The sequence below is a fragment of the Labrenzia sp. 5N genome (assembly GCF_012395805.1).
In the GTDB taxonomy this organism is placed as follows: Bacteria; Pseudomonadota; Alphaproteobacteria; order Rhizobiales; family Stappiaceae; genus Roseibium; species Roseibium algicola.
In genome coordinates, this window is the sequence record NZ_JAAZTM010000002.1 from 60299 (window position 1) to 73492 (window position 13194).

Genomic DNA, 13194 nt, shown 5'->3' on the forward strand with positions numbered 1-13194 from the left:
GTGCCCGATCTCCTGGCACCTAAGCCATTACGAGTGGGCGAAAATATCGTTTTCTTCCCAGCCCTTCAGATCGAGTTCCGCCCGCGTCGGCAGGAAATCGAAACAGGCCCGGGCAATATGAATACGTTCTTCACGCTCCAGCATCATTTCCAGCCGTTCCTTCAAGGCGTGCAGATGAAGCACGTCCGAAGCCGCGTAGGCCAGCTGGGCGTCGCTCAAGGTTTCTGCAGCCCAATCCGAGCTCTGCTGCTGCTTGGACAATTCAACCCCGAGAAGTTCGCGCGTGATATCCTTCAGTCCGTGGCGATCCGTATAGGTCCGAACCAGTTTGGAGGCGATTTTCGTACACCAGATCGGCGAGACCTGGATGTTCAGATAGTGCTGAAGCACCGCAACATCAAACCGGGCGAAGTGGAATATTTTCGGTTTGGCCGTATCGGTCATCAGCGCAGCGAGGTTTGGCGCTTCGCTCTGGCCGCGTGCGATCTGGACCACATCGGCGCTGCCATCGCCCGGTGAAAGCTGCACAACACAGAGCCGGTCACGATGCGGGTTGAGGCCCAGGGTCTCGGAATCGACCGCTACCGCACTTGCCGTTTCATAGGCTTTCAGATCGGGCAAATCGCCCTTGTGATAGCGGATGGTCATGACGTTTCGTCTCCTCTGGCCTGTCCCGAGCACAATTTCTGTCGATGCTCCTGCCATACTGATCCAGCAGGACACCTGTTTCTTATCTTCAATGACCGCACCTGCATTTATGCCAAGACATATGCCAAGACACATGAACACAGGTTGAACGACCGCAAATGTTATTGCCTGCCGACTGCCCGTAACAGGCAAACGACAGGCCGCTTTTTCGAATAAGTTTTCCGTCAGGTAAAACATGCGGCGGGATGAGGCAAGCCGGTTGACCGCAGAACCATGCCGATACGTGAAGAGAATGCTATTTCTTGATACGAATTTCCTGGTGGCAGCTCATTGCAATTCCAGTCCCAAGTCGCAATCAATGCACCAGACACTCGGCCGCCGGCCATCCCTCTTTCATGACCGGTTCGGAAAGATGGCGCGACAGCCGAGGCCAACAAACACCCCTCAGGTTCAAAGCTCGCGCCCGCCCCTCGAGTTCAGTTGATCCCGTTTGCCCGCTGAAGCGCACGCACATAGGCAACGATCTTTTGTACATCCTCCTGGCTGACGCCATCCACGGGCGGCATATCGCCAAATGGCCAGTGGTGCGCACGCACGCCACGGGAGACTGCGAGTAGAAAGGCCCCGTCGGCGTGATGGCCAGGCTCGTAAATCTTGTGTACCAGCGGAGGCGCGATGCCATCGCGCCCGGCAGCGTTGTCGCCATGACAACTCGCGCAGTTTTCGCGAAAAAGAGTTTCGCCAGCCAGGGCGTCTCCTTCCAGGGCCGGGACTTGCACCGACACCAGTGCGGCTCCACTGGCGGCAGGCGGTTGTTCCTTTCCGGACACGAGCCCCCAGAACAGAATGCCCAGCACAATTACGGACAAGATCGCTGAAACTGTCAGAAAGATCCTGCTCATCAAGCCTGCCTGCTATCTTCATCCAGCTGATCGTGGTCATGCTGGCCGGACAAATCGTCGATGATCGGACAGTTGGGCCGATCGTCACCATGGCAGGCGGTCACCAGCTCTGACAGAACCTTCTTGAGTGAGCGCAGTTCCTCGATCTTGCGATCCACTTCCTTGATTTTCGCCCGGGTGATCGCCTTGACGTCGGCACTTGCCCGGTTGCGGTCCTCGTAGAGAGACAGAAGTTCACGGCACTCGTCGATGGAAAATCCAAGGCTGCGCGACCTTTGAAGGAACTTCAGCCGCTGGAGATCCGCGTCGATAAAATCGCGATATCCGTTCTCGCTGCGCAGAGGGCGGACGAGGCCGATATCCTCGTAGTAGCGGATCGTCTTGACCGGCAGTCCGCTCTGTTCGGAGGCTTCACCGATATTCATTTTTCTTTTCCTTAAAGCTTCAGCGTGCGCAGACGCAGCGCGTTGCTGATAACCGAAACCGAAGACAGGCTCATGGCGGCGGCGGCCAGCATCGGCGACAGCAGTATGCCGAAGACCGGATAGAGCACACCGGCCGCCACAGGCACACCGACCGCATTATAGACGAAGGCGAAGAAGAGGTTCTGCCGGATGTTGCGGACCGTCTCGCGGGCGAGCTTCCGGGCGCGCAGGATGCCTTCCAGGTCGCCCTTGAGCAGCGTCAGTCCGGCGCTTTCCACCGCGACATCGGCCCCCGTGCCCATGGCAAGACCAACATCGGCAGCAGCCAATGCGGGCGCATCGTTGACACCGTCACCAGCCATGGCAACCGTTGCTCCCCTGGACTTCAGGTCTTCAATGAGCTTTTTCTTGCCTTCCGGCAACACACCGGCGTGAACCTCGTCAATCCCCAGCAGCTTGGCTACGGCGTCTGCCGTGCGGGGCGCATCGCCCGTCGCCATGACGATCCTGATACCGTCGTCATGCAGGGCGCTGATGGCTGCCCTGGCATTTGCCTTGACCGGATCCGCAACGGCGATGAGCCCAAGAAGCTGCGCTGTCTCACCAGCCTCCTGCACCAGATACATCACCGTCTTGCCCAGCTCAGCCAGTTCTTCGGCACGATCGCCAAGATCGGACAAATCGGCGCCACTTTCGCTGGCAAAAGCGGCGTTGCCAAAAAGAACGACTGCATCATCGACCCGTGCACGCACGCCTTTCCCCGTGACGGCTTCGAAGTTTTCTGCCCTGGGCAGATCCAGATCCTGGCTTTTAACCGCCCCGAGGATCGCTTCGGCAAGCGGGTGTTCCGAGCCTTTTTCAAGCGCGCCGGCCAGCCGCAGAAGCTCCATTTCGCTTTTGCCGGCGGCCGGAACAATCTCATCGACAACCGGTTTGCCTTCGGTAAGGGTTCCCGTCTTGTCAACGACGATCGTATCCACCGCTGCTAGCCGTTCCAGACCTTCGGCGGTCTTTACCAGAACGCCGGCCTGCGCGCCTCTGCCTGTCGCCGTCATGATCGACATCGGGGTGGCAAGGCCGAGTGCACACGGACAAGCGATAATGAGCACCGAGACGGCCGCGACAACCGCGTGAACGAATGCAGGGCTTGGACCTACGAACAGCCACATCACGAAAGCAAGCACCGCCACACCGAGTACCGCAGGCACGAAATATCCTGCAACGCGATCGGCCAGCCCCTGGATCGGGGCGCGTGAACGTTGCGCGGAGGCGACCATGTCGACGATCTTGGACAGCATGGTGTCCGCACCGACCAGCTTCGCCTCCATGGTGAAGGACCCGGTCTTGTTGAGCGTTCCGCCGGTAACCTTGTCTCCCGGGTTCTTTTCAACCGGAACCGGTTCCCCGGTGACAAGGCTTTCATCGACGGATGAACCACCCTCCTTGACCACGCCGTCGACCGGAACAGCCTCGCCTGGGCGAACGCGCAACAGATCCCCTGCGAGGATATTCTCAAGCGGTGCGTCGTATTCGTCACCCTCCGGCGTGATCCGCCGGGCTGTCTTGGGGGCAAGGTCCAGCAGGGCGCGGATCGCGTCGCCCGTGCGTTCGCGGGCGCTCAGTTCCAGCACCTGGCCGACGAAGACCAGCGCGATAATCACCACCGCCGCCTCGAAATAAACCGGCATATGGCCTTCCGGTCCCTTCAGCGCATCCGGAAACAGGAAAGGCAGGAAAGCGGCTATCATGGAATAGAGATAGGCTGCACCGACACCGATCATGATCAGTGTCCACATGTTGAAATTGCGAGTGACCAGAGACGCCCAGCCCCGCTGGAAAAAAGGCAAGGCTGCCCAAAGGACTACCGGCGTAGCCAGCAGGACTTCCAGGTAGATCGCAACGCCTTCGCCGATCCAGTCGCGGATCGGCACGCCGACCATCGGCCCCATGGTCAGGATCAGAAGCGGGACAGCCGCCAGGGCACTAACCCAGAGCCTGCGGGTAAAATCGATCAGCTCATGATTGGGTTCGTCGGAAACGCCGCTCTGCGGTTCCAGTGCCATCCCGCAAATCGGGCAGGTTCCCGGACCTTCCTGGACGATTTGCGGGTGCATGGGGCAGGTATAAAGCGCGCCCTTGGCGGACTGTTCCGCCTCCATCGCCTTTTTCGTCCTGCTATTGCCGGACACATAGAAATAGGGATCAGCCTCGAACTTGTCGTGACACTTCGGACTGCAGAAGTGGAACTCCTCGCCCTTGTATTTCAGGCTCGGCTTGCCTTTTCCAAGAGTAACCGACATGCCGCAGACCGGGTCCCTAACCTTGCCTGCCTCGCCAGTCTGGTTCGGCTGGATCGCTGTATCCTGCATGATGTTCGCCCTGATGGATCTTCGATCTCCTCATCAGATAGGCCCTCCAGTTGCTGGAAGGTCAAGGCGGACAATTGCTTATTCTCCGGCCCGGTGTTTATCCCGATCCGAGATAGGCTTTCTGTACGGCCGGATCATTGAGCAGGGCAGATGCCGTATCAGCGCCTGTGATCAGGCCGTTTTCAATCAGATAACCCCTGTCCGCGATCGCCAGGCTTCGCTTGGCGTTCTGTTCGACCAGAAGGACGCCGATGCCGGTTTCCCGGATGCGCGACAGGTTCTCGAAGAGTTCGCCCGACAGGAGTGGCGACAGGCCAAGGGACGGCTCGTCCAGCATCAGGATGTCCGGGTTCGACATCATGGCGCGGCCGATGGCCACCATCTGCTGTTCTCCACCCGACATGGTTCGGGCGGTCTGGTTGCGCCGCTGTGCCAGCTTCGGAAAGAGAGCAACCACCTTTTCCAGATTTTCCTGCCGGCTTGCTCGCGCCCGCTCCGGATAGGCGCCCAGCATCAGGTTTTCCCAGACGCTGAGATCGCCGAATATGCCTCGGCCTTCCGGCACGAAGGCTATTCCAGCCTCGACGATCCTGTCCGCTTTCATCTGGCGAAGGGATTGGCCAGCGAGTGCTGCCTCACCACTGACCGTTCCTTCACTGATCCCGGCGATGGCCCGCAACAGCGAACTCTTGCCGGCCCCGTTTGCACCCAGAATGACGACGATCTCGCCTTTCGATGCGGTCAGGCTGACACCCTGAAGGGCTGCATGAAGACCATAGGTGACGGTGAGCCCGTTGATATCCAGCATCAGCCGTCCCCCAGGTAGGCCCGGATGACTTCCGGGTCGGAAAGCACGTCTTCCGGTGTGCCTTCGGCAATCCGGGCGCCGGAGTTGATCACAAGGCACCGGTCGCATAGCGAGCGGATGGCGTCCATGACATGTTCGACAAGAATGATCGTCCGCCCCTCCTGGCGCAGGCTGGCAATCAGATCGATGCCGACCGTCAGTTCGGAAGGATTGAGACCGGCGAGCCACTCGTCCAGAAGAAGGACTTCCGGTTCACTGGCGAGCGCGCGGGCAAGTTCCAGCCGCTTCTGGTCGATGTAGGTCAGCGCGGAGACCGGCTTGCCACTTTGCCCTTCCAGACCGACCCTTGCCAGAAGCTCCGCCGCGTAGGTTTCCACCTCATTGCCCCAGCGCCTGGCGTGGCCGAAGACGCCGCCGGCGATGACGTTTTCCAGCACGGTCAGCTCCGGCAGAATGCGGACAAGCTGAAAGGTTCTGGAAACGCCAGAGCGGGCAATTTCGTGGGGCTTTTTCCTGGTCAGATCCTGCCCCTTGAGAATGATCGCCCCGGAGCTCGGCTTCAGGGCGCCGGAAATCATGTTCATGGTCGTGGACTTGCCGGATCCGTTCGGCCCGATCAGCCCCATCACCTCATGCTCGAGTACCTGGAAACTGACATTGTTGACTGCAACAAGACCGCCGAAGCGCTTGCTGAGGCTTTCCACGTGAAGGATCGGTTGTCCTGGTGTCATGACGACCTCCCTGCCAGAAGCTTGCCGAAAAGACCGGTGACACCATTCGGCAGGAAATAGACGATCAAAAGAAAGGCGAGCCCCAGAACCAGCGTGGTGGCATTGGGGAAAGAGACAGAAATCACCTCCCACAGGAGCGTGAAGGGAAGAACGCCCAGAAGCGGGCCGTAAAGTTTCCGCGTGCCGCCCAGAAGAGCCATGATGACAACGACAAAACTGAGTTCCGGCGAGAACACGACATTGGGTTCGATGTAGTAGTAGCGCGGTGCGACGATGGCGCCGACGAGAGCGGCGACGAAGCCGGTGGTCATGAACATCAGGACCTTGGTGCGCGCGGTGTTGATGCCGACATGACGCGCCACGGCCTCGTCATTGCCGAGAATGCGCAGCGCGAACCCGAGCCGCGACCGCCCCAGCCACCAGCCGAACGCGAACACGGCGGCAAGAACGGCAAGCAGCATCCAGTAGATATGCGTTTCATCCAGGTCGGTGAGCACATAGAGCCCGCGGCTGCCGAGGAAATTGTTCTGCACCCAGCTGACGAGGTTGCGGACCATTTCCGCAAGACCGAGCGTGAAGATGACGAAATAGACACCGGACAAGCGCAGGGTTGCCCAGCCGATCAGCGCGGCAAGCGCTGTCGCGACAACGGGGGCGAGCGCCGCCATGGCCCAGAAGCTCTGGTCGTAGTCACTCATGCCGAGGCCGACCAGATAGCCACCGATTCCGAAAAAGGCGCCCGTCGACAGGGCAATGTAATGGGTCGGCCCGGAAAACAGCGACCATGAAGTGGCAAGGGCGGCATACATCAGAACGGTTACGGCGATCGACAGCCAGTAGCCGTCTGCAACAAAGGGAACGCATGCGGCTGCGGCCAGAAGCGCTGCGGCACCGGGCATCGCAAGGGCTGAAATGTTCATGCGGGTCTCCTGCCAAACAGGCCCTGGGGCCGAAACAGGAGTACAAGCAGAAAGATCGTGTAGGCAGCAGCCAGGGTCAGCCCCGGATCGATCAGCGTCGCCACGGCGGTTTCCACCACGCCCAGGATGAGCGCAGCCACAATCGCTCCGCGAATGTCGCCGACCCCGCCCATGATCACGATGATCAACGCCTTCATGGTGAAGATGACACCGAACGACGGATCCAGCGTGACGAAGGTTGAAATCAGCACGCCCCCCATCGCCGTGATCGTGCCGCCGATGGCAAAGGCCAGCGCGCTGATGCGTTCGACGTTGATGCCGACAAGACCGGCGGCCATCGGACTGACGGCAACAGCCCGGACAGCCAATCCGGCGTTGGACCGGTTCAGCCAGAGATAAAGCGCCAGACTGATGGCCACGGCCCCGCCGAAGGCAACCAGCCGGTTGGCGGCAACCGTCGTTCCGGCAACGTCCACCGGAACGGCAAGGAAGGAATAGGCAAACAGTTCCGGATAGATCAACACCATGGCGCCCACCAGAATGAAAGCCATTCCGAAGGTTGCCAGAATGGAGTCCACCTCCAGCTGGCCTTGCGTTTTTGCCCGCCGGACAAGCGGCAGAAGCAGGACGCGGTAAACCAGCCAGCTGGTTGCGAACGCCAATGGCGCCACGAGGAACACCGTGATCAGCGGACTTAAGCTAGCCGCGGTAAAGGCAAGAAACGACGCCAGTGCTCCCATGACCAGAACCTCGCCATTGGCAAGGTTCATGATCCGGGCGACGCCGTATTGCAGATTGAGCCCCATGGCGATGAGCGCATAGGTTCCGCCCAGAAGCAGGCCGGAAATCAGGATGTCCATCTAAACTACCATCTCGCGAGACGATCCGGACCGGCCTGAGCCGGCCGGTCCGAAGGTCTTCAGTTCCAGCCTTCCTTGGCGACCGGCTCGACCGCAACCGGGACACCGACGCCGGCGACGGCATTGAACTGGCCGTCATGCCACTGGCCCACCGTCCAGTAGTGCTTCGATTCATTGTGCTTGTCGAAGCTGATCGTGCCGAGGGCGGTGTCGAAGCTGTTGGCCTTGATGTATTCGGTCACGGCCTCGCGGTCCGTACTGTCAGCTCCTTCGATCGCCTGTTCCAGAACCTGCAGGCTGGCATAGTAGGTGGCTGCGGCCCAATATTCAGGCTGGTTGCCATGAAGCTCGTTGAAGGCCGTGCGGTATTCCGTCATCGGCTCCAGATCGAGATTGACGCCCCCTGCCCCGAGATTACCTTCGATCTTGCTGCCGAATTTGCCGGCGTAGGCGGGAAACGCTGTCGCGACCGCCGTGTAGAAGGCGCCGACATCGAGATTTTCAATGATCGCCTGCTCCGTCAGGGCAAAGGTATCCGGCGGGTAGGAAAAGGCGATGAACGCATCCGGTTCGGTCGCCTTGGCTCCCTTGACCACCGGGGACAGATCCGCCGTACCGAGGGGATAGGACTTGTCGAAGACAATCTCGTAGCCAGCTGCCGGCAGAACTTCACGGGCGACGGCTGCAAGCTCTATGCCGAAGGCATCTGCGACGTTGACCATGGCCACCTTGTTGCCGATGGCACCGTTGTCACGAAGCTTGTTCAAGGTGTCGCGCAGGCCCTCGACAAAACCGGTCGTGTTGCCGAGGGTGAAGAACATGTTCGGAAACCGTTCGGAAAGTTCCTCGATCTCGTCGGTGATGTTGGTCACCGAGATTTGCGGATAACCGTATTTTGCGAAGATCGGAGCGGCTGCCGCGTTGAAACCGGTGCCCCAGGGCGTCAGCAGAAAATCGACTTCATCCTGTGTGGCGAGACGCTGCACCGCCTTGATCATCTCGGCCGGATTGGATTTGTCGTCATATTCGACCAGTTCCACAGCACGGCGCTCGCCGCCGACCATCAGGCCGCCGCGTCCGTTCACCTGGCTAACCCAGAGCTCCACATTCGGGCTGTGGCTGGCAGCATCACCTCCTGCCGCCGGACCGGTCATATGCACCACGCGGCCGATCTTGATCGGGTCCGCGGCAAAGGCCGTGGAGGCCAGCAGCGCCGCGGCAAGCGCGGTCGCTCCAAAAACTATTCTACGCATCAGAACTCCTCCCAGTCGCGCAGATCATGCGTTTGATCGCGCATCAACTTTGTATCCATAAATTTTCAACTTTGCAACATATTGCATCCAATAACAGTGATTTCAGAAATTTTATAATGACAATCGGTTGCTTTTGGATACATAAATATGAAAATGCTCATGATAAGGTCCATGCCTTCGAACTGGTATGGATCCGAAAATGGCAAGGACAGATGACGACCAAGGCAAATGAAACAGCCCCGTCCGACAAGCGCGTGCTGGCAGTTCTTCATCGCATGATCATGGACGGCTCGCTGGCACCGGGCTCGAAGATCAGCGAAGTGAGCGTTGCCGACATGTTCGACGTGTCGCGAACACCTGCACGGCTGGCATTGCGCGCGCTGGAGGTGGAAGGTCTCATCAAGAAGCGTGACGGTCGCGGCTTCACGGTGCAGGAATTCAATCTGGGCGACATCAAGCACGCCTACGAGGTGCGCGGTGTACTGGAAGGCCTGGCTGCCGGCACGCTTGCCAAGAGCGGCATGAGCAAGGACGTCGAGGCGACGCTGAAATCCGTCATCAAGGACATGGACATCGCGCTAACCGACACATCGGCGGATGGCGACAAGATCTCGCGCTATCAGGACGGCAATGTCGCCTTTCACGAGACGATCATGCGCCAGTGCGGCAACGACTACATCGGCTACGCGTTCGATCGCATGGAAAGCCTCCCGATGCTCAAGCTGGGCACGGTGGTGTTCAGCGCCGACAAGGCCGAAGAAGACATGATGCGCCTGCGCCTGGGCAACATGCAGCACCGCCTCATCTTCGACGCGATCTCGAAACGCGACCCACAGCGCGCTGAATCGATCATGCGCGAACACGCCAACCAGACACTCGTCTACTCCGCCCTGTTCGCAGGCCCGGACGACTGACGGGACCAAACAAGACCAACACAACGGAGGATCCCATGGACTACGGCCTTTTCATCGACAACGAGGACCAGGCAGCCAGCAACGCGGCTGTCTTCGAACGCAAGAACCCGGTCAGCGGCGAACGCGCCAGCGTGGCGGCAGCCGCAGTGGCGGCCGACGTCGACAAGGCTGTGCAGTCCGCGCAGGCTGCCTTTGCCGCGTGGTCGAAAACTGGCCCGAGCGAACGGCGCAAGATCCTCAACAAGGCTGCCGATCTCATGGAAGAACGCACGCCGCAGTTCGTCGAGGTCGGCATTCGCGAGACAGGGGCGACCGCGCCATGGCTCGGTTTCAACAACATGTTCGCCGCCAAGATCCTGCGTGAAGCGGCCGCCTCCACAACTCAGATCAAGGGTGAGATCATCCCCTCCGACAAGCCCGGTTCCTTTTCCATGGGTTACCGCCAGTCCGTTGGCGTTCTGGTCGGCATGGCGCCGTGGAACGCTCCGACCATTCTGGGTGTCCGCTGTTTCGCGCTGCCGATTGCCTGCGGCAACACGGTGGTGATGAAGGCCTCCGAGAAATGCCCGGGCCTGCACAGGCTTCTGGGTGACGTCATGGCTGATGCGGGCTTGCCCAAGGGCGTCCTGAACATCCTGACCCACGATGCAGCTGACGCTCCCGAAGTGGTCAACGCGCTGGTCGACCACCCGCTGACGCGCCGGATCAACTTTACCGGATCGACCCGCGTTGGCCGGATCATCGCAGAGCGTGCTGCCAAGCACCTGAAACCCTGCCTTCTGGAACTTGGCGGCAAGGCTTCACTGGTGGTGCTCGACGATGCCGATCTCGACGGTGCGGTCAATGCCGCCCGGTTCGGCGCTTTCATGAACCAGGGACAGATCTGCATGTCCACGGAAAAAGTTGTTGTCGATCAGTCCGTTGCAGACGTCTTTGCGGAGAAATTCGCGGCCAGCGCCAGCGCACTCAAGGTAGGCGCGCCAACCGAACAGGTTCATATCGGCTCGGTTGTCGATCGCGACACGGTCGACCATGTCAAAGCCCTGATTGACGACGCCGTTGCGAAAGGCGCAAAGGTTCTGTGCGGCGACGTGCCGGAGGAAGGCACCGTGATGGCCCCGACCATCGTCGATCTGGTTACTCCTGAGATGCGCATCTACGGCGAAGAAAGCTTCGGTCCTGTCACCACGATGATCCGCGCCCGCGACACCGCCCATGCCATCGAGATCGCCAATGACACGGACTACGGCCTTTCGGCTGCCGTCTTCGGGCAGGATACCCGCAGGGCTCTGGAAGTTGCCAAGGACATCCAGTCCGGCATCTGCCACATCAATGGCCCGACTGTCTTTGACGAAGCGCAGATGCCTTTCGGCGGTGTGAAATCCTCCGGCTATGGCCGCTTCGGCGGTACGGCAGGCATCAACGAGTTCACGGAACTGCGCTGGATCACCATCGAAGACCCCGGTCAGGGCTATCCGATCTGATCCATCACTGGTAACTCTCCGCCTCCCCCCGAAAGTGCGCGGGAGGCGGTTGAGCCAAGTCATTTTTTCACTATAGGCCCCACACCAAGGCTTGCCGGGGCCGTGCTGGGGCTGTGCCGGGGCCTGCTTCCTTTTCAAGGCCCGCCGGGCGGGACGCTGCGTCACCTGGCTTAAACAAGTGTGCCTTCACGCACTGTTAACCATAAATTGCAATACCTGACACACCAATAGCGCGCATTCCCGCGTATTCAGACAAGCGGTGTTTCAGCCATGAAAAGACTTTTGCAGTCCCTTCCGATTGCGGCCTTCCTTGCGCTTTCTTCGGCGCCCCTTGCCTCCGCTGCGGATGTCTACTCAGGGCCCGGCGAGCTCTATCAGCCATCGACGCTGCGCGGCAGCATCGGCCTGCGATACTGGTACAGCCAGTCGCGCTCCGATCTGGACAACAGCGGCTTCGACATTTCCAGCACGGATAACGTGACCTCGCACACCGCTGAACTGGTCGGAACGCTCGAGGACACGACGTCCAACACCTTCTTCAGGGGCTATGTCGGCCTCGGCAGGAGCGACGGCGGCGATGTGCATTTCTCTGGCTACGAGATGGACGAAACCGATGAGACCTCGCTCGGATATGTTGTTCTCGACGGCGGCTGGGGCTTTGCGCAATTTGCAAACAACCAGGTGCGGCTGAAAGGGTTCGTCGGCTACCAGTATCTGTCCGACGACGTTTCGGCGAAATACGGAAACCTGACTGTCGAACAGTCCCGCGACTGGCATGCGATCCGCCTGGGCATGACTGCTGAAGGCGACATCGGCCAACGCGCCGGCTGGTCCGTTGACGTCGCAGGTGTGCCCTGGAGCTACAACAAGATAGAAACCTGGGAAAGCGACTGGACCTATGGTCTGGAAGCAGATGCGATGCTGAATGTCGACCTGACCAAGAACTGGCAACTGGGCGTCGGTGGCCGTTACTGGTGGCTCCACTCGAATTTCGACCGCAGATATGTCGTCACCGGCGAGAAAGTGGTTCTCGACCAGAACTATCACCGCTACGGCCTGCTGCTGGAAAGCAAATACACCTTCTAGAACGTATCGCGTTCAACCAGAGGGATCGTGCATCGCGATTTGCGCCAGACAACTGCCCGCAAATACAGCCCCAGCCTTTCAGAAAGGTCCGCGCATGCGGGCCTTTTTCGTATAAACAGACGAAACTGAAACCACTCGCTCCCTGAAAGGCCTGCGTACCTTCATCCGGAGCTCCCTCACCGCCTTAAAGAGCCAGAGATGCCGAACAGCCTCGCCGCCACCTATCTTTTCCTCGTCGCGGCCATCGTCGCCGAGGTGATCGCAACTTCCGCTCTGGCAAAAACCGAAAATTTCACCCGACTGCTGCCTTCGATCATCACCGTGGCCGGTTATGCGATCTCGTTCTGGCTGCTGTCCTATCCGATTCGCGTTTTGCCGACGGGAATCGTCTACGCAATCTGGTCCGGAGCGGGCATCGTTCTCATCACCATGGTCGCCTGGCTGGTGTTCGACCAGAAACTCGACCTGCCGGCCCTGATCGGCCTTGGACTGATCCTTGGCGGGGTGGTGATCATCAATGTTTTCTCGAAATCGGTCGGCCATTAGGCCGAAACGCCGAAGCAGCCCCAGAAACGAAAAAAGCTCCGGAAAACCGGAGCTTTTTTTGATTGTTTCGGACCTTGGCAGTCTGTCCAAAACCGGAATTTGGTGCCAGGAGAGGATTGCGTCCAAATCCCTGAATTCCATTGATTCTCAATGTATCGATGACCGGGACTTGTTACACAGCCAAGCTGCACACTTTTCTGCGCTAGCAGCCTCTAGACATTTTTTCAGCAGATAAAAGTCTATCAATC

Annotated in this window: 13 protein-coding genes; 4 read left to right on the forward strand and 9 right to left on the reverse strand. The window is 59.4% G+C overall.

From position 1 onward, the window contains the following. Positions 1-27: 27 nt before the first annotated feature. From HEP89_RS01090 to HEP89_RS01130, 9 genes are all read right to left on the reverse strand, one after another. A complete protein-coding gene (locus tag HEP89_RS01090) occupies positions 28-648 on the reverse strand; it encodes a ribonuclease D (protein WP_168691139.1) in 621 nt (206 codons plus the stop codon). A 476-nt stretch (positions 649-1124) separates the two neighbouring features. After that, positions 1125-1550, reverse strand: coding sequence for a cytochrome c (locus HEP89_RS01095; RefSeq protein ID WP_168691140.1), 426 nt, complete (start codon positions 1548-1550; stop codon positions 1125-1127). Next, positions 1550-1975, reverse strand: a complete 426-nt coding sequence (cueR, locus tag HEP89_RS01100; protein WP_055658337.1) for a Cu(I)-responsive transcriptional regulator — start codon at positions 1973-1975, stop codon at positions 1550-1552. Before cueR ends, HEP89_RS01095 begins: the two co-directional genes overlap by 1 nt. Positions 1976-1986: 11 nt before the next feature. Further along, positions 1987-4344, reverse strand: a complete 2358-nt coding sequence (locus HEP89_RS01105; protein WP_168691141.1) for a heavy metal translocating P-type ATPase — start codon at positions 4342-4344, stop codon at positions 1987-1989. A gap of 97 nt (positions 4345-4441) precedes the next feature. Next, positions 4442-5152, reverse strand: coding sequence for an ABC transporter ATP-binding protein (locus tag HEP89_RS01110; protein ID WP_062489846.1), 711 nt, complete (start codon positions 5150-5152; stop codon positions 4442-4444). Then, on the reverse strand, positions 5152-5883 hold the full coding sequence (locus HEP89_RS01115) for an ABC transporter ATP-binding protein (protein WP_168691142.1): 732 nt from the start codon (positions 5881-5883) through the stop codon (positions 5152-5154). Before HEP89_RS01115 ends, HEP89_RS01110 begins: the two co-directional genes overlap by 1 nt. Next, positions 5880-6803 carry a branched-chain amino acid ABC transporter permease gene (locus HEP89_RS01120; RefSeq protein ID WP_055658326.1) on the reverse strand — a complete coding sequence of 308 codons (924 nt, stop codon included), beginning with the start codon at positions 6801-6803 and terminating at the stop codon, positions 5880-5882. The genes HEP89_RS01115 and HEP89_RS01120 overlap by 4 nt, the downstream gene beginning before the upstream one ends. Then, entirely contained in the window at positions 6800-7663 is an 864-nt protein-coding gene (locus HEP89_RS01125) for a branched-chain amino acid ABC transporter permease (protein ID WP_168691143.1), read from the reverse strand. Before HEP89_RS01125 ends, HEP89_RS01120 begins: the two co-directional genes overlap by 4 nt. A gap of 59 nt (positions 7664-7722) precedes the next feature. Then, positions 7723-8916, reverse strand: a complete 1194-nt coding sequence (locus HEP89_RS01130) for an amino acid ABC transporter substrate-binding protein (protein ID WP_168691144.1) — start codon at positions 8914-8916, stop codon at positions 7723-7725. A 212-nt stretch (positions 8917-9128) separates the two neighbouring features. Here HEP89_RS01130 and HEP89_RS01135 point away from each other — a divergent pair, with 212 nt between their 5' ends. The 4 genes from HEP89_RS01135 to HEP89_RS01150 all read left to right on the forward strand — a co-directional run bounded on the left by HEP89_RS01135 (position 9129) and on the right by HEP89_RS01150 (position 12946). Further along, positions 9129-9830, forward strand: a complete 702-nt coding sequence (locus HEP89_RS01135; protein WP_055658321.1) for a GntR family transcriptional regulator — start codon at positions 9129-9131, stop codon at positions 9828-9830. A 35-nt stretch (positions 9831-9865) separates the two neighbouring features. After that, a complete protein-coding gene (locus HEP89_RS01140; protein ID WP_168691145.1) occupies positions 9866-11314 on the forward strand; it encodes an aldehyde dehydrogenase in 1449 nt (482 codons plus the stop codon). A 270-nt stretch (positions 11315-11584) separates the two neighbouring features. Beyond that, entirely contained in the window at positions 11585-12400 is an 816-nt protein-coding gene (locus HEP89_RS01145) for a hypothetical protein (RefSeq protein WP_023001662.1), read from the forward strand. A gap of 198 nt (positions 12401-12598) precedes the next feature. Continuing rightward, positions 12599-12946 (forward strand): SMR family transporter, encoded by a 348-nt coding sequence (locus HEP89_RS01150; protein WP_168691146.1) that lies wholly within the window; start codon positions 12599-12601, stop codon positions 12944-12946. Positions 12947-13194: the final 248 nt, after the last annotated feature.